The organism is Mesorhizobium sp. B283B1A (genome assembly GCF_020165735.1).
In the GTDB taxonomy this organism is placed as follows: Bacteria; Pseudomonadota; Alphaproteobacteria; order Rhizobiales; family Rhizobiaceae; genus Mesorhizobium; species Mesorhizobium opportunistum.
The window spans coordinates 72,149-92,895 of record NZ_JAIUIQ010000020.1; the positions used below are offsets into that span (position 1 = coordinate 72,149).

Sequence of the window (20,747 nt, forward strand, 5' to 3'; positions counted from 1 at the left end):
CCTACAGAGGTCACCCAGTGACCGTGGTGGAAGCTGCCACAGTCCAATCCGGCAAGGTGCAGGACGGTGCCGCCGAAGCCATCCACGTCGAGAACCTGCACAAGAAATTCGGCGAACTGCACGTGCTGAAGGGCGTGTCGCTGTCGGCGCGCGACGGCGAGGTGATCGCCATTATCGGCGGCTCGGGCTCGGGCAAATCGACACTGCTGCGCTGCATCAACTGCCTGGAAAATCCAACCAGCGGCATCATCCGCGTCAATGGCGAGGAGATCAAGCTCAGGGCCGACAGCTATGGCCACACTGTTCCGGCGGACCGCAAGCAGATCGAGCGCATCCGCTCCAAGCTCGGCATGGTGTTCCAGAATTTCAACCTGTGGAGCCACATGACGCTGATCGAGAACGTCATCGAGGTTCCGGTGCATGTGCTCGGCGTCAAGCGCGACGAGGCGATCGCCCAGGCCGAGAAATTGCTGGCGCGCGTCGGGCTTGCCGAAAAGCGCGATGTCTATCCGGCCTATCTTTCAGGCGGCCAGCAGCAGCGCGCCGCGATCGCTCGCGCGCTTGCCATCAATCCGCGCGTCATGCTGTTCGACGAGCCGACCTCGGCGCTCGACCCCGAACTGGTCGGCGAGGTGCTGAAGGTGATCGGCGACCTGGCGCGCGAAGGCCGCACCATGGTGCTGGTCACCCACGAGATGAAGTTCGCCCGCGAGGTCGCGACCCACGTCGTCTATCTCTACAACGGGCTGGTCGAGGAAGAAGGGCCGCCGGAGCAGATCTTCGGCGCACCGAAATCCGAAAGGCTCAAGCAGTTCATCCGCAACATCGGCTAGGGACAGGCCGGGACGGAAGAAAACCGGGAACCAACAACAACTGGGAGTTTGAAATGAAGACTGTTCTGAAGACATTCGCCGCGGCACTGCTGCTCGGCGTCGCCGCCATAGGCGTGGCCAAGGCCGACCCGGTGAAGGTCGGCGTCGCCGCCGAACCCTATCCGCCCTTCGCCTCGCCGGATGCCTCGGGCAAGTGGGTCGGCTGGGAGATCGAATTCATCGACGCCGTTTGCGCCGAGGAGAAACTCGACTGTGTCATCACCCCGGTCGCCTGGGACGGTATCATCCCGGCGCTGACGACCAAGAAGATCGATCTGATCGCCGCTTCGATGTCGATCACCGCCGAGCGCGAGAAGACGATCGCCTTCTCGGACAAGTACTACAACACGCCGACCGCCATCATCGGACCGAAGGACCAGAAGTTCGGCGCCACGCCTGAAGACCTCAAGGGCAAGGTGGTCGGCGTCCAAGTGTCGACCGTGCATGCCGTTTACGCCAAGAAGCACTTCGGCGCCACGGCTTCCGAGATCAAGGAATACCAGACCCAGGACGAAGCCAACCAGGATCTCGCCGCCGGCCGCGTCGACGCGGTGCAAGCCGATGCCATCGCGCTTGGCGAGTTTCTGAAATCCGATCAGGGCAAGGCGTGCTGCGACATGAAGGGCAACGTGGCTCCTGATCTCGAGGTCCTTGGACCTGGCGTCGGCGCCGGCCTCCGCAAGGAAGACACAGAGCTGAAGGACAAGATCAACGCCGGCATCAAAGCCATCCGCGCGAACGGCAAATATGCCGAGATCACCAAGAAATACTTCGACTTCGATGTCTATGGTGACGATCCGCAGTCGAACTGACATCGCCAAGGCATGAGCAACAGCCGCACGGCATCCGCCGTGCGGTTTCGCCGAAACCTGTCCAGGCACGCTTGCCGCTGACGAGAATTGACAGCGGCAGACGCCAGCAATTCGGGGGCGACGCTGATCGACGCATTTCTTTCGGCCTCCGCGGCCGGCATCATCGAACTGCTCTCGCCCTATCCGCCAGGCTGGGGCGGAACGCTTCTGTTCGGACTCCTGCATTCGATCGAGATCGCGCTCGGGGCCACCTGCCTGGGCCTTTTGATCGGCACTGGCGGCGCCTTCGGCAAGCTTTATGGCGGCCCGGTGGTACGCGATCTGCTGGCGGTTTACACCACCATAGTGCGCGCCGTGCCCGAACTGGTGCTGATCCTGCTGCTTTATTATGCCGGAACCGATCTGATCAACCAGGCGCTGACGGCAATGGGCTATCAGCGCATCGACATCAGTGGCCTTGCCGCCGGCATCGCCGTGCTCGGCTTCGTCCAGGGCGCGTATTCGACGGAGGTGATACGCGGCGCGATCCTGGCTATTCCCCAGGGACAGATCGAAGCCGCCCGTGCCTACGGAATGTCTCCCGGGCTGATGCTGCGGCGCATAACACTGCCGGCCATGCTGCCGTTTGCCATACCGGGCCTCGCCAATCTCTGGTTGATCGCCACCAAGGACACCGCCCTGCTGGCGGTCGTCGGATTCTACGAACTGGCGCTGGCAACGCGGCAGGCCGCAGGCGTCACCAAAGCCTATTTCACCTTCTTTTTCGCCGCAGCCGTTCTCTACCTGCTGCTATCGCTGATTTCCAATTTCCTCATCGGCCGCGTCGAGGCATGGTCGCGGCGCGGCATGCCTTCGCTCAAGGAAACACGCTGATGGCGAACGAAGCGGCCATCATCAACGTTGTCGCGCGAACATCGCTGTGGCTGCAGCCGCACCGCATCGTGCTGATCCTGATCGCTCTGGCGCTGGTGCTGTCGGCGGTGTTTTTCATGCGCTGGGATTGGCTGCCGCAATATTGGGAAATGGGATTGATCGGCATCTGGCGCTCGCTGTGGATCCTGGCCGTCACTTGCGTGCTGGGCTTCCTGTTCGCCGTGCCGCTCGGGCTGGCGCAGGCCACCGGCTCGTTCTGGTTCGCGGCACCAGCCAAGGCCTTCTGTACGGTGATCCGGGGAACACCGCTGCTGATCCAGCTGTGGCTGCTCTATTACGGTCTGGGTTCGCTGTTTCCCCAATATCCGTGGATCCGTGAATCGTGGATGTGGCCGTATCTGCGGCAAGCCTGGCCTTATGGCGTGCTGGCGCTGACCCTGTCGTTCGCCGGTTACGAGGGCGAGGTGATGCGCGGTGCCTTTGCCGGCGTGCCTAAGGGACAATTGGAGGCGGCTCGCGCCTTTGGCATGAGCCGCTGGAAAATCTTTCGGCGCATCTGGCTGCCGCAGGCCTTCTACAGGGCGCTGCCGACACTGACCGGCGAGACCGTGCTGCAATTGAAATCGACGCCGCTGGTGGCGACGATCAGCGTCATCGATATCTTCGCCGTTTCGTCCAAGGTGCGGCAGGACACCTACCTCACCTATGAACCCTTGCTGCTGCTGGCGCTGATCTACATGACGATTACCGGCATCCTGGTGTTCGCCTTCGGCAGGATAGAGGCGCGCATCCCGAACAAGATCGGCTAGAGCATTTCACCGTTTCACGGAAACGGCGAACCGCTCTATCTCTTTGTTTTTACGCAATTCCCAAGGGAAAGCGCTACGCGCTTTTCCCGGGAAAACCGTGTCACACTTTTCCTGGAATTGCTCTCGTGAGGAGTGAGTAGCGAATAGTGAGTGGAAGCGGCTCGCCGCATCCTCTATTCACTACCCACCACTCCCTACCCACTTAAAGGCAGCTACGATGCAACTCAGTCTCGACCAGGCAAGAGGACTGTGCCGGATGGCGGCACTCGGCGCCGGCGCCAATGAGGAAGCGGCGCAATCGCTCACCGCCTCCATCATTTCGGCCGAGGCGGAAGGGCTTTCGAGCGTCGGGCTCACGCATTTCATCGACTATCTCGAAGCGCTCGAGGCCGGCCGCATCGACGGCAATGCCGATCCGGTGATCACGAGGCCGGCGCTGGCGGTCTATCTCTCCGACGCGCGCGGCGGGCTGGCGCATACCGGCTTCGACCGCACCATCGACGACCTCGCCAAGGCGGCAAGGCTGTTCGGCGTCGCCATCTTCTCGCAGAAGAATGCCTATACATGCGGCGCGCTCGGCTACTTCACCGGCCGGCTGGCGGCGCAGGGGCTGGTGTCGTTCGCCGCCACCAATGGCCCGGCCGTTCTGGCCGGCTCCGGCTCGGTCAAGCCGGTCTATTGCACCAACCCGATGTCGTTCGCCGCCCCTGCCGCCGACGGCGCGCCGCTGGTCATCGACCAGTCATCGAGCGCCACCGCTTTCGTCAACATCCGCAAGGCGGCCGAGGACGGCAAGAAAATTCCCGAAGGCTGGGCGCTGGACGAGAGCGGCAACCCGACCACCGATCCGGCGGCCGCCATGAAGGGCGCCATGCTTGCTTTCGGCGGCCAGCGCGGCGCCAACATCGCGCTGATGGTCGAAGTGCTGGCGGCCGGCCTGTCGGGCGCCAACTGGTCGCTCGACGCGCCATGGTTCAGCGGCGGCCCGGACAGCCCCGGAACCGGCCTGTTCGTGCTTGCCGTCGAACCCAAGCTGCTCGATCCGGATTTCGAGCAGCGCATGAAGGACCAACTCGACCGGCTGCGCCGCCGCTACGGTGTGCATGTGCCGGGGCGCGCCCGGGCAGAGGCAGCCGAGAAGGCGCAGGCACGCGGCATCACCGCGCCGAAGGCGGTCGTGCAGCGCATTTCCGAATTCGCCGAGCGCTATTCGGCCTGAACAGCCCAATATTTCAGACAGTTACCTGAAAGCCGCCGGCGCAGAGAGCGGCGCGGTGCGTTTTTTTCTGCGCGCTGCTGAACCTTTTTGCGCGTTGCAAACACCCAGCTTTGTCCAGGGCAAGGCGAGCTTGCCCGATCCAAACCGGGGGAAACAGCAAACCGAAAGCGAAAGCCTGCTTCACGCGGAGGATGTCCCTTCGCGCCTCGGAAAACCCAACCGAAATCAAAAGGAAAATTGCCATGACCAACACCAAGATCACCATACTCACCGCGGTCCTTCTTCTCGGCTCGTTCATGGGCGCCACCCAGGCAGCCACATTGAAGGCCGCTTCGGTGAAACCGTCCACGCCCGGCGTCATCACCGCCCCGAGCGGCGGCGCCACCGAGGACCACTACTGCAAGAACGGCCACGCCAAATTCGCCAATTGCAGCGCCGATTTCGTCGCGGCCTGCAAGAAGGTTGGTGGCACCATGTCGGATGTTCAGGGCTGGGGTGGGCGTACTTGCTTCACGCCCTCCTGATACCGTCTCAGGTCAGGCCGCTCCGTCGGCCCCTGGCTTCGCATGATGTCATCCGGAAAACCCCGCTTCGGCGGGGTTTTCTGCGTCGACGCCCGCATCGGCAAGGCGTTCTGGGGTGTTTTTGTCCTGACGCAATTCCCAAGGAAGAACCGCCTTGCACTTTTCCTGGAATTGCTCGGAGACAAGGGTGACAGCGACGTAGCGTCACCCTTTGCCTTTGGCGCAAAACGGACTATGAAACGGCTTCAGCCAAGCCATCTGGAACGTGCGCCGGAGCCCGCCATGACCGAAATCCTGCAGACCCCGAAGCTCGTCGTCGTGTTTGGCGGGTCCGGCTTTGTCGGCCGCCATGTCGTGCGCGCGCTGGCCAAGCGCGGCTATCGCATCCGGGTCGCCTGCCGGCGGCCTGACCTTGCAGGCCATTTGCAGCCGCTCGGCAATGTCGGCCAGATCCAGCCGGTACAGGCCAATGTGCGGGTCCGCTGGTCGGTCGACCGCGCCGTCCAAGGCGCCGATCACGTCATCAACCTGGTCGCCGTCCTGCATGAGAGCGGCCGGCAGAAATTCTCCGCCGTGCACGAGTTCGGCGCCCGCGCGGTGGCCGAAGCGGCGCGCTCCGTCGGCGCCGGCCTCACCCATATTTCGGCGATTGGCGCCGATCCGAACTCCCAATCGGATTACGCGCGCACCAAGGCGCTTGGCGAAAAGGCCGTGCTGGAGACGATCGCGGATGCCGTGATCTTCCGGCCATCAATCAATTTCGGGCCTGAGGACTCCTTCTTCAACCGCTTCGCCAATATGGCGCGCTATTCACCGGTGCTGCCACTGATCGGCGGCGGCAACAACAAGCTGCAGCCGGTCTATGTCGGCGATGTCGCCGAAGCGGTGGCGCGCTCGGTCGACGGCAAGGTCGATGGCGGCCATATCTACGAGCTTGGCGGCCCCCAGGTGCTCACCTTCAAGGAATGCATGGAAGAGCTGCTCGAGGTGATCGAGCGCAAACGCCTGCTGGTGCCGGTGCCGTGGTGGGTGGCCAACATCCAGGCCTCTATCCTCGGACTGTTGCCCAATCCGCTGCTGACCAAGGACCAGGTGAGGCAGCTGCGCGAGCACAACATCGTTTCCGACGCGGCGGCCAAGGCCAACCGGACACTCACCGGGCTGGGCATCCAGCCGCAATCGATCGCGACGGTCCTGCCCAGCTATCTCTGGCGCTTCCGCGCCGCCGGCCAGTTCCAGCAGCGCAAGCCCGCGGCATAAACTGCCGCAACCGATCCAAAGGTCAGGCCGGCACCACCTGACTATTGGCACGCCTAGCGGGGCGTGACCTGCATGGGCAAGCCACCTTGCGGCTGCGTGGTGAGTTTCTGCACCGGCCAGGGCCTCGTTTCAGCGGTCACATCGAAGCGGAAGCGCGATAGCAGGATGGCGAGCGCGATGATCGCCTCCTGCATGGCGAAGCTGGCGCCGATGCAGACGCGCGGCCCCGCGCCGAACGGTAGATACTGGAAGCGGTTGATCTTTTCGCGGTTTCCTGGGTGAAAGCGCTCCGGCAGGAAGGCATCGGGCCTGTCCCAAAGCTTGCGGTGGCGGTGAACGACCCATGGCATGACCAGCACGGCCGCGTGCTTGGGGATGTAAAGATCCTTCCACATCTCGGGCACGATCGGCTCACGGTTGATGGATGGCGCCGGCGGATAGAGCCGGAGCGCCTCTTCGAAGGCGGCGCGCGTCAATGGCATGGCGTCCAGCCACTTCGTCGGATCGGCTTCGCGCGCCAACACGTGATCTATCTCCTGTTCGACCCTGTTGCGCTCCCATGGCGATTCGGCCAGGCAATAAAGCGTCCAGCCGAGTGCGCGCGCCGTGGTCTCATGGCCGGCGCCAATGAAGGTGATGATGTTGTCCTCGACCTCGGCCCGTGTCAGCCCCTCCGGGCCTTCGGCCTTGAGCAGGAGCGTCAGGAAATCCTGCGGCACGGCATCGGGATCGCGCCTGACCTTCTCTTCGCGCATCTTGACCGTGTCGGTGACGATCTTGCGGAAATAGGCCATGGTCTTGCGGCCGCGGATGCGGGTGAGCCGCGGCAGCCAGTCGGGCGCGCGCAACAGGTCGAGCGGATCGACACGGCCCATGGTCTCGAACAGACGATCGATCTCATTGGCGAAACTGCCCTGCTCGCCGGCGATCTCGCCGGAAAACAGCGTCTCGGCCAGGATGTCGTAGGTGAGCATCGTCATGTCATGGGCGATATCGGACATGCCGCCCGCTTCGTAGCGGGTGGCGAACTCGCGCGTGCGCTTCAGCATCGGCTGGGCGAAGCCAAAAATGTGGCGCGGGGTGAACACCGGCGCCATCGCCTTGCGCGACCGCTTCCAAACCTCGCCCTCGGCGGTCAGCAGGCCATCGCGCAGGATCGGGCGCAGGATCTTCTGGCGCACCGTCGCCATCTTGTAGTTCCTGGCATTGTCGACCAGCACATGGCGGATAAGACCGGGGTCGTTGGCGATGACCAGCGGCCCGCCGGCGCCGTTGGCCGAAATCCAGGGTTCGTTGTAGGTCTGCTCGCCCCAAAGTTCGAGCGGGTTGCGGTAGACGATGCGGATCATCTCCAGCGTCGAAGGCGGCGACGTGCGCGGCTTCGGCGCGGGCGGAACGAATGGGGCGGGCTGCGTGTCCATGAAGTGCTCCGCTGTTCGCCCTCAATGTAGTGACTGGCGATGCGGGCGTCCATGTGGCCGAACGGCAGGACGAACCAGGCCAGCACGAGAAGCGAAAGCAGACGGTTTGTTCATCCGATCGTGACCGCCGGGCGCAGGCTCCCGCCTTGTCCGTCGCTGCGCTCTGCCGTAGGGACCGTCACCAACGGATACCGCCAATAGAAGGAGCCCGCCTTGAAGCACCAGTTGAACATCATCATCGGCAGCACGCGGCCCGGCCGCGCCGGTCCGGTTTTTGCCGAGTGGCTGGAGGCGTTCGCGCGCGAGCATGGAAAATTCGAGCCGGTGCTGACCGATATCGCGGCGTTCGACCTGCCGGTGCTGGACGAGCCACACCATCCGAGACTTGGCAATTACCAGAACGACCACACCAAGGCCTGGTCGAAGGCGACCGACGCCGCCGACGCGTTTGTGTTCGTGGCGCCGGAGTACAATTATTTCGTCGCGCCGGCGATCGTCAACGCGATCGATTACCTCGCGCGGGAATGGAAATACAAACCCGCCGCCATTTTCAGCTATGGCGGCGTTTCCGGTGGCCTGCGCGCGGCGCAGGCGCTGAAGCCGTTGCTGACATCGGTCGGAATCATGCCTATCCCGGAAGGCGTCGCGCTGCCGATGTACCAGAAGCTGCTCGACGAAAACCGCGCTTTCAACGCCAGCGAGCAGGTGGCTGGCGGAGCCAAGACCATGCTGGACGAGCTGTCGCGCTGGAGCGAGGCACTGAAGCCGATGCGCGCGGCCTGAACGAGCCGGTTCGAGCCGGCTTGCCCGCGCGATAAAGAGGTGGAATGGTCGGCAAACGACCGAGCCGGGGGGCGGTTCCACTTGCGTTTGCTGTTTGCCTTGCTGCTGATGCTCGCGACCACCGCCACGGCGGTGGCCGAGCGGCGCGTGGCGCTGGTCATGGCCGACGACGACTACCGGCTGGTCCGGCCGCTCGCCAATCCCGTCCATGACGGCGAGGCGATGGAAGCGGCGCTGAAGAAGCTCGGTTTCGAGGTGGTGCTCGAAACCAACCGGGATCTGCGGCGCATGCGGCGCGCACTCGACGATTTTCGCGAAAACGCCAAGGGTGCCGACGTGGCGCTGGTCTATTTCTCCGGCCATGGCGTCGAAATTTCAGGCGACAACCGGCTGCTGCCGGTCGATGCCGACGCGTCCTCGCTCGACGCGCTGGACAAGACCAGCCTGCCGCTGGAAGAGGTGCGCGACGCGGTCGCCGCCACGGCCAAGGTCGGGCTGATCGTGCTCGATGCCTGCCGCAGCGATCCGTTCTCGGGGAGCAGTGGCGAAGGACGCGGCGCCACCGCCCTGGCAAAGGATGTCGCGGACAAGGTCAAGCCGGGCCTCGGGCGCGTTGGCCGGGCGGAAAACATCCTGTTTGCTTTTTCGGCCGCGCCCGGCGAGACGGCCGCCGACGGAACCGGCCAGAACTCGCCCTTCACCACGGCGCTGACCAAATATCTCGGCACCGACGGGCTCGAAATCCGCTCCGTCCTGACGCTGGTGCAGCAAGAAGTCTACGACCTATCGCGCGGCAAGCAGCTGCCCTATGTCGAGAGCGGCCTGCCGAAGCTGTTCTTCGCCGCCACCGCCAGGGAACAGTTGCCGGAGCGCGAACGCCTGCTGCTGGCCATGGCCGACGTGACGCCGGAAATGCGCGGCCAGGTCGAGCAGATCGCCAGCGATGCCGACATGCCGCTGGCGCCGCTCTATGGCGCGCTGATCGGCGCCGACACCAGCCACCTGTCGGCGGACAGCCTGAATGCCCGGCTGCGCGAGGCGGCCGATGCCTTCGTCAAAGTGCGCGCCGAGATGAAGACGCTGGCTGCCGACGATCCGCGGGTGACCGAACTGCGCCGCCAGGCCGAGGAGCAACTGGCCCTAGGCGCCTTCGACGCGGCCCAGGCGAAGCTCGCCGAAGCGGTCGCTGTCGACGAGATGTCGCGCAAGGCGCTGAAGGCCAATTTCGTCGACCGCACGCTGTCGCAGGCCGCAACACTGTTCCTGTCGGCGGGTGCGGCGCGCGCCGACCTCAGCTATGCGGCGGCCATCAAGGGCTATGAAACGGTGCTCTCGCTGTATGGCGAAGCTGGGCAGACCGCTCTCAACCTGGAACAGGCCGACCGTCAGAGCCGCACGCTGGAGGAACTCGGTCAGCTCTATACGACGGTCGGCAATGTCGAGGCGGCCGGCCGCGCCTTCACCGCCCTGTTGGGTGATCTCGAGCAGCGGTCGCGTCAGGAAGCCGATCCCAGCGTCAAGCGGGATCTCGCCATCAGCCACATCAAGCTCGCCAACATAAAAATGGCGCAAGGCGACCTGCCGACCTCGCTGGAAAATTATGAGGCGGCCAGGGGCATGCTGCAGGCGCTGACCGCAAGCATGCCGGATAAGAAGGACTGGCTCGGTGATCTTGCCATGGCCAATGACAAGATCGGCAACGTGCTGGCGACGCAAGGCGATGTGGGAGCGGCGGCCCAAGCCTATCGAGAGAGCCTGTCGATCAAGCAGAAATTGGCCGATGCCGAGCCGGACAGCGGCTATCGGCTGCGCGACCTGACCATAGGCTATGACGAGATCGGCGACCTTGCCCGCACAGCCGGCCAGTTGGACGATGCCCAGACGGCTTTTGAAGAGAGCCTGAGAATTCGGCTGGTGCTGGCCGGGAACAAACCCGATGACCCAGAGCGCCAGCGCGCTGTCGCCGTCAGCCAGGAGCGGATCGGTGACGTGCTGCGCCAACGCGGCGACGCCGCCGGTGCGCTCGTGGCCTACAGCAGGAGCCAGGCAATCGCCGAAGACCTGGTGCGCCGCGACCCCAACGATACCGACTTGAAGCGCGACCTGTCGATCAGTTACGCCAAGATCGGCAACGCGCTCAACGACCAGGAGAACTGGCCGGCGGCACTGGCTTCCTACCGGCAAGCACTGGCCGTGGCGCGTGACCTTGCCGCTGATGACCCCGCCAACACCGAATGGCAGCGCGACCTGTCGGTCTGCCTGGAGAAGGTTGCCGGCGTGCTCGACGCCCAGGGCAATACCAGCGGCGCACTGCAAAACTACCAGGACAGCCTCGCCATTGCCAACCGGCTGGCGAAGCTCGACCCAGGCAATTCCGACTGGCAACGCGATCTGTCGATCACCCTGTCGGAAATCGGTATGCTGGAGACCAAGCAGCGCCACTTCGAGGCCTCCAAGAAAACCTTCGAAGCCAGCCTTGGCATTCGCCAGCAATTGGCCCGGTCCGACCCGAACAATGCGATCTGGCAATTTGACCTGGTGCAGGCCTACATCAACTACGCGTATGTGGCCAAGGATCCGAAGGCGGTGCTGACCAAGGCCCTGAACCTGACGCTGGAGCTCGACCGCACGGGCCGGCTGGCGCCCAGGGACAAACCCACGATCAAATATCTGCGCGGCCTTGTCGCTAAATTCGGCGCCCGAAAAAAATAGCTGGCTGCCGGCTCGGCATTTGGGCCGGAAATGCCTGCAAACCTTGGAAAAACCGCCTTTAGCGCCTATATCTTGTGCATAGCAGAGGCGCGATTCGGGGCCGATTTTTCGCGCGGCACAAGCGGCATCTAGACAACAGGTTTTCATGAGCGACCAGATCGAGAACACCAACGGCGCTGAAGCCGAATACGGCGCCGATTCCATCAAGGTTTTGAAGGGGTTGGACGCCGTCCGCAAACGCCCCGGCATGTATATCGGCGACACCGACGACGGTTCGGGCCTGCATCACATGGTCTATGAGGTGGTCGACAACGCCATCGACGAGGCCCTGGCCGGTCACGCCGACCTGGTCACGGTGACGCTCAACCCCGATGGTTCGGTGACGGTTATCGACAATGGCCGCGGCATTCCGACGGATATCCACACCGGCGAAGGCATTTCGGCGGCCGAAGTGATCATGACGCAGCTGCATGCGGGCGGCAAGTTCGACCAGAATTCCTACAAGGTGTCGGGCGGCCTGCATGGTGTGGGCGTCTCGGTGGTGAACGCCCTTTCGGCGTGGCTGAAACTCAAAATCCGCCGCAATGGCCAGATCTTCGAGATGAGCTTCACGCATGGCAATGCGGACGCGCCGCTGAAGGTGACCGGCACTTATGAACAGGACAAGCAGCCGGGCACCTATGAGGGGCGCAGCGGCTCGGAAATCACCTTTTTTCCGTCGGCCGAGACTTTCACCATGGTCGAATTCGACTTCGGCACGCTGGAACACCGGCTGCGCGAACTCGCCTTCCTCAATTCTGGCGTGCGGATCGTCTTGACCGATGCCCGCCATGCCGACGTGTTGCGGCATGAGCTGCATTACGATGGCGGCCTCGAAGAGTTCGTCAAATATCTCGACCGGGTCAAGAAACCGCTGATCGACAAACCGATCGCCATCAAGGCCGAGCGCGACGGCATTACCGTCGAAGTGGCGATGTGGTGGAACGACAGCTACCACGAGAACGTGCTGGCCTTCACCAACAACATCCCGCAGCGCGATGGCGGCACCCACCTGGCCGGCTTCCGTGGCGCGCTGACGCGCCAGATCACCGGCTACGGCGACTCCTCCGGCCTGACCAAGAAGGAAAAGGTCTCGCTGATCGGCGACGATTGCCGCGAAGGCCTGACGGCGGTGCTGTCGGTCAAGGTTCCCGACCCGAAATTCTCCTCGCAGACCAAGGACAAGCTGGTCTCGTCGGAAGTCCGTCCGGTGGTCGAGGGGCTGGTCAACGAGGCGCTCGGCACCTGGCTGGAAGAGCACCCGACCGAGGGCAAGGTGGTCATCGACAAGGTGATCCAGGCCGCGGCGGCGCGCGAAGCCGCGCGCAAGGCGCGCGACATCACCCGCAAGAGCTCGCTCGGCGTCACGTCCCTGCCCGGCAAGCTGGCCGACTGCCAGGAACGCGACCCGGCGAAATCCGAAATCTTCATCGTCGAGGGTGATTCCGCCGGCGGCTCGGCCAAGGGCGGTCGTTCGCGGCAGAATCAGGCGATCCTTCCCTTGCGCGGCAAGATCCTCAATGTCGAGCGGGCACGCTTCGACCGCATGCTCGGCTCCGACATGATCGGCACGCTGATCACCGCGCTCGGCACCTCGATCGGCAAGGACGAGTTCAATGCCGACAAATTGCGCTACCACAAGATCATCCTGATGACCGACGCCGACGTCGACGGTGCCCATATCAGGACCTTGCTGTTGACCTTCTTCTTCCGGCAGATGCCGGAACTGATCGAGCGCGGCCACCTCTACATAGCCCAGCCGCCGCTCTATAAGGTGACGCGCGGCAAGAGCTCGCAATACATCAAGAACGAGAGCGCCTTCGAGGAATTCCTGATCGGCTCCGGGATCGAGGAAGCCTCGCTTGCGCTGGGCTCCGGCGAGGTTCGGGCCGGGCAGGACCTGCGCAGCGCCATCGACGATGCGCTGGCCGTGCGCCAGCTCATCAACGGCTTGCACACGCGCTACAACAGGGGCGTGGTGGAACAGGCCGCGATCGCCGGCGGGCTGAACCCCGACGTCTTTGCCGACCTCGGTCGTGCCAACGCAATGGCGGAGCGGGTCGCACAACGTCTCGACATCATAGCCGAGGATACCGAGCGCGGCTGGACGGGGCGGATGTCGACGTCGAACGAAGGGATCGGCGGCTATGTGTTCGAGCGCACCGTGCGCAGCGTCAAGGAATACGCCCATCTCGACATGGCACTGATCAATTCGGCCGACGCCCGCCAGCTCGACCGCTACGCACAGCGCCTCAGCGAGGTCTATGGGACGCCGCCGGTGCTGCGCCGCAAGGATGTGTCCGAAACCGTGTCGGGGCCGCTGGCGCTGCTCAACGCCGTCTTTGCGACCGGCCGCAAGGGGCTGACCATGCAGCGCTACAAGGGTCTCGGCGAGATGAATGCCGAGCAGCTCTGGGAAACCACGCTCGACCCGAATGTGCGCTCGCTGCTGCAGGTCAAGGTCAATGACGCCACCGACGCGGACTCGCTGTTCTCGCGGCTGATGGGCGACGAGGTCGAGCCGCGGCGCGAGTTCATCCAGGACAATGCGCTGTCGGTCGCCAATCTCGATATTTGAGGTCTCGGCAAGCTTTTTTGAGACATTGGCGTGCCCCAGGGCCCGCCAATGTCGGCTTGCACAATCAAAATCATTGAGGAGCTGCCGGAACAGAAGGCCTTCAAAGACATTGTGACAGTGTCGATCACAATTTCTTACAGGAGGCTTTCATGGGACGCGGCATTCTACTGTGGCTGCTTGGAGTTCCGATTCCGATCATCATTCTACTCATGCTTTTCATGCGATAGGAGGCCTCCATGCAGTCCTCCACCCTATCGGCTGTCGGCGTATCGACTGCAACGGAATCATCCTCCACGGCTGTCAGCTGGGGACCGATCATCGCCGGTGCCTTCGCGGCCTCGACGCTGACCTTCATCCTCATGCTGCTCGGCTCCGGGCTTGGGCTAACGATGGTTTCACCCTGGTCGGGCTCTGGCCTCTCGGCGACCAGTTTCGCGGTATCGACTGCGATCTGGCTGGTCGTCGTGCAGTGGTTGTCGTCGGGTGTCGGCGGCTATCTGGCGGGCCGGCTGCGCACCAAATGGGTCGGCATCCACACCGACGAAGTCTATTTCCGTGACACCGCTCACGGCTTCCTCGCTTGGGCATTGGCCACCTTGCTCGTCGTCGGCGTGCTTGGCTCGGCACTTTCGGCGGCGATTGGAACGGGCGTGCAGGCAGCATCCAATGTGGCTTCGGGCGCCGCCATGGGAGCGTCGGCGGGCGCCTCCGCCAATGCCAGCAACGCATCGGCATCGGCCGACAATGCGACCTCCTATCTGGTGGATTCGCTGTTCCGGCCGGCCGATCCGGCCAAGCTCGCGACCGGCAACCCCGGCGATCAGGCCGCCGCGGCGGGGCAGGCCTCGCGCATCCTGATCGCCGGTGCCGTCGCGGGTGAAGTATCCGCGGAGGACAAGACATACCTGTCGCAACTGGTGGCCGCGCGCACCGGCCTCTCCGAGGCGGACGCCAAAACGCGTGTCGATGCTGTCCTGGCCAAGGCGCAGGATGCCAAGGTCAAGGCACAGCAGGCGGCCGACACAGCCCGAAAAGCAAGCGCGACTTTCGCCCTGCTCGGCGCCCTGTCACTCGTCATCGGCGCCTTCATCGCCAGTGCCGCCGCGGCGCTGGGCGGCAGGCAGCGCGACGACGAGGAAGCGGTATTTCTCGCGAACCCCTGAACGCAATCGTCCATGGAAACGAGAAGAGCCCGGCTTTGAAACTGGGCTCTTTGCGTTTGTACGTCGAGATTTCTGCCGGCCGGATCAGTGATCCATGGCCTTGACGATTTCCTCGGTCATTTTCTTGGCGTCGCCGAGCAGCATCATGGTGCCGTCCTTATAGAACAGCGTGTTGTCGATGCCGGCATAGCCCGAGCCGAGCGAGCGCTTGACGAACAGGCAGGTGCGCGCCTTGTCGACGTCGAGGATCGGCATGCCGTAAATAGGTGAGCTCTTGTCATCCCGCGCGGACGGGTTGGTGACGTCGTTGGCGCCGATGACATAGGCGACGTCGGCCTGCGCGAATTCGGAGTTGATGTCCTCGAGTTCGAACACCTCGTCATAGGGCACGTTGGCCTCAGCGAGCAGCACGTTCATGTGGCCAGGCATGCGGCCCGCGACCGGATGGATGGCGTATTTGACGTCGACGCCGTTGGCCTTGAGCTTGTCGGCCATTTCGCGCAGCGCGTGCTGCGCCTGGGCGACCGCCATGCCGTAGCCCGGCACGATGATGACCTTCTGTGCATTCATCATCAGATAGGCCGCATCGTCGGCAGAACCCTGCTTGACGGTGCGTTCGATGCCATCGTCGGCAGCAGCAGTCGTCTCACCGCCGAAGCCGCCGAGGATGACCGAGATGAAGCTGCGGTTCATGCCTTTGCACATGATGTAGGACAGGATCGCACCGGACGAGCCGACCAGCGCGCCGGTGATGATCAGCGCCAGATTGCCGAGCGTGAAACCGAGTGCGGCCGCCGCCCAGCCCGAATAGGAATTCAGCATCGAGACGACCACCGGCATGTCGGCGCCGCCGATCGGGATGATCAACAGGATGCCGAGCACCAGCGAGGCGGCGACGATCAGCCAGAAAACCAGTTTTGACTCGGTGGTGACGAGCAGGATGATCAGCACGATCAGCGCCACGCCGAGCGCCGCGTTGATGAAATGGCGGCCGCCGATCATTATCGGCTTGCCCGACATGCGACCGTCGAGCTTGAGGAAGGCGATGACGGAGCCGGTGAAGGTGATGGCGCCGATGGCGACGCCAAGGCTCATCTCGATCAGCGCCTGGGCATGGATGTCGCCCGCGGTGCCGATGCCGAAGCTTTCCGGCGCGTAGATGGCCGCAGCAGCGACCATGACGGCGGCGAGGCCGACCAGCGAGTGAAAGGCGGCGACCAGCTGCGGCATCGAGGTCATGGCGATGCGGCGCGCGGTGACGGCGCCGACACCGCCGCCAATGGCGAGGCCAAGCACGATCAGGCCGAAGCGCGGGGCGGATGGGGTTGCCAGCGCCAGCGTGGTGGCGATCGCGATGCCCATCCCGATCATGCCGTAGAGATTGCCCTGGCGGCTGGTGGTCGGATGCGACAGGCCGCGCAGCGCCATGATGAACAGGACGCCGGAAACGAGGTAGAGGAAGGACGCGAAGTTGGCGTTCATGGCGCTCTACTTGTCCTTCTTCTTGTACATGGCCAGCATGCGCTGGGTGACCAGGAAGCCGCCGAAGATGTTGACCGAAACCAGCATCAGCGCAACGAAGCCGAAGCCGGCGGCAACACCGGAGGCGGCGATGCCGACGGCCAACAGCGCGCCGACGACGATGACCGAGGAGATGGCGTTGGTGACGGCCATCAGCGGCGTGTGCAGTGCGGGGGTCACCGACCAGACGACGTAATAGCCGACGAAGATCGCCAGCACGAAGATGGCGAAACGGAAGACGAAGGGGTCGATGGCGCCGCCCGACAGCGCATGCGCGGCATCACCCGCCGCATCGGCGCCGGGAGCATTGGCCAGGTTCTGCACCGCAAGCCGGACGGCGGCACTTGCCTGGTCGAGCTGGTCGAGGGCTTTCTGCAGGGTCTGGTCCATCACGCGATCCCTTTCGGCTTCGACGAGGGCGACTTGGGTGCGGCTGCCTTCTTGGGCGCGGCTTTCTTAGGCGAAGCGTCGGCGACCATGGTCTTGGCCGGGATCGCGGCCGGCTCGACATATTGGCCCTTTGGCGGCCGTTGATCGGCCTTGGCGAAGGCCGGATGAACGACCTTGCCGCCATCGGTCAGCATCGTTGCCTTGACCAGATCGTCATCGCGGTTGATGGCGAGCGTCTTCGTCGTCTTGTCGACCAGCGTCTCGAGGAAAGCGAACAGGTTCCTGGCGTAGAGCAGCGAGGCGGATGCGGCGACGCGGCCGGGCACGTTGAGGTGGCCGACGATTTTTACACCATTGGCCGTGTTCACCACCTGACCTGGAACCGCGCCTTCGACATTGCCGCCACGCTCGACCGCGAGGTCGACGAGCACCGAGCCCGGCTTCATCGACGCGACCATGGCCGCCGACACCAGCTTGGGCGCCGGCCGGCCGGGGATCAGTGCCGTGGTGATGACGATGTCCTGCTTGGCGATGTGCTCGGCGGTGAGCGCCGCCTGCTTGGCCTGGTATTCCCTGGACATTTCCTTGGCGTAGCCGCCTGCCGTCTCGGCGGCCTTGAACTCGTCGTCCTCGACGGCCAGGAATTTTGCACCGAGCGAGGCGACCTGTTCCTTGGCGGCGGGGCGCACGTCGGTGGCGGTGACGACCGCACCGAGGCGGCGCGCGGTGGCGATCGCCTGCAGGCCGGCGACGCCGACGCCCATGATGAACACCTTGGCGGCAGGAACAGTGCCGGCCGCCGTCATCATCATCGGCAGCGCGCGGTCATATTCCGAGGCGCCGTCGATCACCGCCTGATAGCCGGCGAGGTTGGCCTGGCTGGACAGGACGTCCATTGATTGCGCGCGGGTGATGCGCGGCATGAATTCCATCGAGAAGGCGGTGACACCGGCCTTGGCCAGGGCCGCGACGGCGGCATCGTTGCCATAGGGGTCCATGATGGCGATGACGGCGGCGCCGGATTTGTAACCCTTCAGCTCGGCTTCCGATGGCCTGCGCACCTTGAGCACGACATCGGCCTTGCCAACATCCGCGGCCTTGCCGATGGCAGCTCCCGCCTTGGCGAACTCTTCGTCGGGAATGCGCGACCTGGTGCCGGCACCGGTCTCGACGACGACATCGAAGCCAAGCCCGGCCAGCCGCTTCACCGTATCTGGCGAGGCCGCGACACGCGGCTCGTTCGCGTCAAGCTCACGAGGGATGAAAACCGTCTGTCCCACCGCATGATCCTTTCGGCTGGAACCTGTCTGCGCAAAGTGTCGGCCGGGGTGTCCGGCGATCAAGGCAAGAGGGTTTTGGAAAGTCTACCGCAGAATGAAGGCGCCAACGGCCATGATCAGGATGAACAGGATGGTCGCCGAGAAGAAGCCGCCAGCGAAGAAGCCGAAAGCCATCGCCAGGAGTATGGCGCCGCAGAAAAGCGATCCGTATTTGGCCAGCATGAGAAAGCCCGCATAGGTGCGGTCATGCTCGGCGTAGTCCATCTTCGCGCCCAGTTCTACAGGACCGCTCGGCGTGTGATCAGCCATAGGAATACCCCTTCGAAGACATCTTTGAGGCACATAGCGAAAAGCCGGGCCAAGAGCAATGGCGCTATTGCCGCATCGCAGATGACAACTGCCTCAAGGGAAAATTGAAACTGCCGGCATCATGTGTCAGCTCCGTTGAAGCTGCTGTGAGAATTTGGCGGTTCTGGACGTTGTCGCGGGGGAGTATCGTCGCCGGATGAACAGCCGGCTGGTGAAGCGCCATGACCACACAGACATTTGACTGGAACGGCACTGCCATTGCGTGGGGGACCGCCGGCTCAGGCCCTCCGATCGTGCTCGTGCATGGCACGCCGTTCTCCTCGCATGTCTGGCATCGCGTCGCACCGGAACTGGCTCGCGAGCACACGCTGTATTTCTACGATCTTCCCGGATATGGGCGATCCACCAAACGGGAAGGCCAGGATGTTTCGCTGGGCATCCAGAACGAGGCGCTGGCGGCGATGCTGGCCTTTTGGAAGCTCGATCGACCCAAGGTCATCGCCCATGATTTCGGCGGCGCCACGGCGCTACGCGCGCACCTGATCGACGGCCGTGACTATGACAGGTTGCTTTTGATCGACCCGGTGGCGGTGCGGCCATGGGGCTCGCCCTTCGTTCAGCATGTCCGGCGACATGAGGCCGCCTTCTCCGGCATGCCTGACTACATACAGGTGGCGATCCTGAAGGCGTATGTTTCGGGCGCTGCGGCCAGGCCTCTGTCGGACAGCGAACTGGAACCCTACATCGCGCCTTGGACCGGGCCTGTTGGCCAGCCAGCCTTCTATCGGCAGATCGCCCAGATGGATCAGCGTTTCACCGACGAGGTGGAACCGCTCTACGGCGAACTCCGCTGCCCCGTCGCTTTGCTGTGGGGAGAGGACGACCGCTGGATATCGCCGCAAAGCGGCCAAAGGCTCGCGGCCATGTTGCCGGATTGCGCCTTGACCCTCGTCCCCGGTTCCGGCCATCTCATGCAGGAGGACAGGCCGGAGGCCGTCGTCGCCGCAGCGCTACGCTTCTTCGCCGGCTGAGAGTTGATGCTGACGCAACTCCCAAGGGAAAGCGCCTTACACTTTCCTGAAATTGCGCCGGCTTCAGCCGGCGAGGTGCGGGAACAATCCAAGCACGCCGGCGATGATCAGGTAGATCGCGACAATGTAGTTCAACAATCGTGGCATCACGAGGATCAGCACGCCGGCTATCAAGGAGATCAGCGGCGTGAGCGCGAGCGTTGAAACGGTCATATGGGAACTCCTTTTGACCCCTGTCTGTTCGACGACTGTCTGGCCCGCGCGATAACGACGCCGCTGCCGCCGGCGCACATTCCCGGCGCGCCCGCCGTCACCCAGAACGCGGAAACCGCCTGGAAGCTCCACGGATGTCGGGAAAATTGCGCGCGGCGTTGGTCGCGAGGCCTCAGGCGGCTTCGCGAAAATACTTTGCCGTCGGCAGGATGGTCAGCGGTGCCAGTTCGCCCGCACCAGGCGTCTCGAACAGCATGCGCTGCTCCAGCGGCGTCGAGCGGAAGAAGGGGAACCGGGAGAAGGAGCGCTCGCGGATTGCGTTGACGTTGGCGCGGTAGAGCACGACCTTGTAGTTCAGGCCCGGATAGTCGCGCAATTCGCCGATCTGCTCCGAGCAATAGATGCGGCGATAGAAGCCCGCATGCTCAGGCCGGATGGTGGAAAGGCAGTAGGGCGCATCGAAATAGAAGCAGGCCATGCCGGCAAGGCGCAGCGTGAGATAAGGGATCTGCGGATAAACCCTCGACCAATCCGGGTCGGCGGCAAAGCGGCTCGGATCGGCAAAATGCGCGCCGGTGGCAAGCATTGGCCGCAGGATATCACCGTAAACCGTGGTGGAAGGCGACTGTGGCGTCTCGTGGCAGGCATGGTGGATGCGCAGCGTGCTGACCAGGTCGCCGTCAATGTAGATGCCGAACTTCGAACAGTTCTCGGCTTCATCGAGCTCGTCATGGATAATATGATCCGGATTCTCCGGGACCATGTCGCTCAACCGATACGATTTGTAGCGCAACCTGTAGATGTCTTCGAGGTCTTCGCCCTTGTCGCAGCGGCGATATTCAGTGCGCTCCAACATCGCTGAGATGTTTCGGGCAAAGCTCGACATGTTGTCGGGCGAATTTTCTTCGCTCACGCCCGCCACCTGGCGAAGCGCTGTC

General features: G+C 63.6%; 20 protein-coding genes. 12 read left to right on the forward strand and 8 right to left on the reverse strand.

Translation table 11 applies throughout. The features are described from left to right. The first annotated feature begins 17 nt into the window (after positions 1-17). The 5 genes from LB577_RS18605 (at position 18) to LB577_RS18625 (ending at position 4,585) form a co-directional block, all read left to right on the forward strand. Positions 18-833, forward strand: coding sequence for an ABC transporter ATP-binding protein (locus LB577_RS18605; RefSeq protein WP_013891542.1), 816 nt, complete (start codon positions 18-20; stop codon positions 831-833). A gap of 53 nt (positions 834-886) precedes the next feature. Further along, positions 887-1,684: a transporter substrate-binding domain-containing protein gene (locus tag LB577_RS18610; protein WP_224687802.1), complete on the forward strand. Its 798-nt coding sequence runs from the start codon at positions 887-889 to the stop codon at positions 1,682-1,684. Positions 1,685-1,843: 159 nt separating this feature from the next. Continuing rightward, positions 1,844-2,557, forward strand: coding sequence for an ABC transporter permease (locus LB577_RS18615; RefSeq protein WP_224687845.1), 714 nt, complete (start codon positions 1,844-1,846; stop codon positions 2,555-2,557). Then, positions 2,557-3,366, forward strand: coding sequence for an ABC transporter permease (locus tag LB577_RS18620; RefSeq protein WP_224687803.1), 810 nt, complete (start codon positions 2,557-2,559; stop codon positions 3,364-3,366). Before LB577_RS18615 ends, LB577_RS18620 begins: the two co-directional genes overlap by 1 nt. Before the next feature lie 217 nt (positions 3,367-3,583). Then, positions 3,584-4,585: an Ldh family oxidoreductase gene (locus LB577_RS18625; RefSeq protein ID WP_140570568.1), complete on the forward strand. Its 1,002-nt coding sequence runs from the start codon at positions 3,584-3,586 to the stop codon at positions 4,583-4,585. A gap of 13 nt (positions 4,586-4,598) precedes the next feature. Here LB577_RS18625 and LB577_RS18630 read toward each other — a convergent pair whose 3' ends face one another. After that, positions 4,599-4,829 (reverse strand): hypothetical protein, encoded by a 231-nt coding sequence (locus LB577_RS18630; protein WP_224687804.1) that lies wholly within the window; start codon positions 4,827-4,829, stop codon positions 4,599-4,601. Between LB577_RS18630 and LB577_RS18635 the strand changes: the two genes are divergently transcribed. Both LB577_RS18635 and LB577_RS18640 read left to right on the forward strand, forming a co-directional pair. Then, complete coding sequence (locus tag LB577_RS18635) at positions 4,828-5,109, forward strand: hypothetical protein (protein WP_224687805.1); 282 nt, start codon at positions 4,828-4,830, stop codon at positions 5,107-5,109. The two genes, LB577_RS18630 and LB577_RS18635, sit on opposite strands and share 2 nt — an antisense overlap. A 282-nt stretch (positions 5,110-5,391) precedes the next feature. Continuing rightward, positions 5,392-6,369, forward strand: a complete 978-nt coding sequence (locus LB577_RS18640; protein WP_224687806.1) for a complex I NDUFA9 subunit family protein — start codon at positions 5,392-5,394, stop codon at positions 6,367-6,369. 53 nt (positions 6,370-6,422) lie between these two features. On the opposite strand, the gene LB577_RS18645 is transcribed toward LB577_RS18640, so the two are convergent. Beyond that, positions 6,423-7,790 (reverse strand): cytochrome P450, encoded by a 1,368-nt coding sequence (locus LB577_RS18645; RefSeq protein ID WP_224687807.1) that lies wholly within the window; start codon positions 7,788-7,790, stop codon positions 6,423-6,425. 213 nt (positions 7,791-8,003) lie between these two features. Between LB577_RS18645 and LB577_RS18650 the strand changes: the two genes are divergently transcribed. The 4 genes from LB577_RS18650 (at position 8,004) to LB577_RS18665 (ending at position 15,065) form a co-directional block, all read left to right on the forward strand. After that, entirely contained in the window at positions 8,004-8,573 is a 570-nt protein-coding gene (locus LB577_RS18650; RefSeq protein ID WP_224687808.1) for an NADPH-dependent FMN reductase, read from the forward strand. A gap of 81 nt (positions 8,574-8,654) precedes the next feature. Beyond that, positions 8,655-11,285, forward strand: a complete 2,631-nt coding sequence (locus LB577_RS18655) for a caspase family protein (protein ID WP_224687809.1) — start codon at positions 8,655-8,657, stop codon at positions 11,283-11,285. A 145-nt stretch (positions 11,286-11,430) separates the two neighbouring features. Next, complete coding sequence (gene gyrB / locus LB577_RS18660; RefSeq protein ID WP_224687810.1) at positions 11,431-13,902, forward strand: DNA topoisomerase (ATP-hydrolyzing) subunit B; 2,472 nt, start codon at positions 11,431-11,433, stop codon at positions 13,900-13,902. A 236-nt stretch (positions 13,903-14,138) separates the two neighbouring features. After that, complete coding sequence (locus tag LB577_RS18665; protein WP_023775891.1) at positions 14,139-15,065, forward strand: membrane protein; 927 nt, start codon at positions 14,139-14,141, stop codon at positions 15,063-15,065. A gap of 84 nt (positions 15,066-15,149) precedes the next feature. Here LB577_RS18665 and LB577_RS18670 read toward each other — a convergent pair whose 3' ends face one another. The 4 genes from LB577_RS18670 to LB577_RS18685 form a co-directional block, all read right to left on the reverse strand. Further along, a complete protein-coding gene (locus LB577_RS18670; protein WP_013891555.1) occupies positions 15,150-16,547 on the reverse strand; it encodes an NAD(P)(+) transhydrogenase (Re/Si-specific) subunit beta in 1,398 nt (465 codons plus the stop codon). Between the two features lie 6 nt (positions 16,548-16,553). Then, complete coding sequence (locus LB577_RS18675) at positions 16,554-16,976, reverse strand: NAD(P) transhydrogenase subunit alpha (RefSeq protein ID WP_032927363.1); 423 nt, start codon at positions 16,974-16,976, stop codon at positions 16,554-16,556. Then, positions 16,976-18,256 carry a Re/Si-specific NAD(P)(+) transhydrogenase subunit alpha gene (locus LB577_RS18680; protein ID WP_224687811.1) on the reverse strand — a complete coding sequence of 427 codons (1,281 nt, stop codon included), beginning with the start codon at positions 18,254-18,256 and terminating at the stop codon, positions 16,976-16,978. The genes LB577_RS18675 and LB577_RS18680 overlap by 1 nt, the downstream gene beginning before the upstream one ends. An 84-nt stretch (positions 18,257-18,340) precedes the next feature. Then, positions 18,341-18,565, reverse strand: coding sequence for an aa3-type cytochrome c oxidase subunit IV (locus LB577_RS18685; protein WP_013891558.1), 225 nt, complete (start codon positions 18,563-18,565; stop codon positions 18,341-18,343). A 221-nt stretch (positions 18,566-18,786) separates the two neighbouring features. Here LB577_RS18685 and LB577_RS18690 point away from each other — a divergent pair, with 221 nt between their 5' ends. After that, a complete protein-coding gene (locus LB577_RS18690) occupies positions 18,787-19,596 on the forward strand; it encodes an alpha/beta fold hydrolase (protein WP_224687812.1) in 810 nt (269 codons plus the stop codon). 63 nt (positions 19,597-19,659) lie between these two features. Here LB577_RS18690 and LB577_RS18695 read toward each other — a convergent pair whose 3' ends face one another. Beyond that, the gene (locus LB577_RS18695; protein WP_224687813.1) at positions 19,660-19,809 is read right to left on the reverse strand and encodes a DUF3096 domain-containing protein; all 150 of its coding nucleotides are present in this window, start codon (positions 19,807-19,809) and stop codon (positions 19,660-19,662) included. Positions 19,810-19,981: 172 nt separating this feature from the next. Further along, positions 19,982-20,722, reverse strand: a complete 741-nt coding sequence (locus LB577_RS18700) for an N-acyl amino acid synthase FeeM domain-containing protein (protein WP_411969295.1) — start codon at positions 20,720-20,722, stop codon at positions 19,982-19,984. Positions 20,723-20,747: the final 25 nt, after the last annotated feature.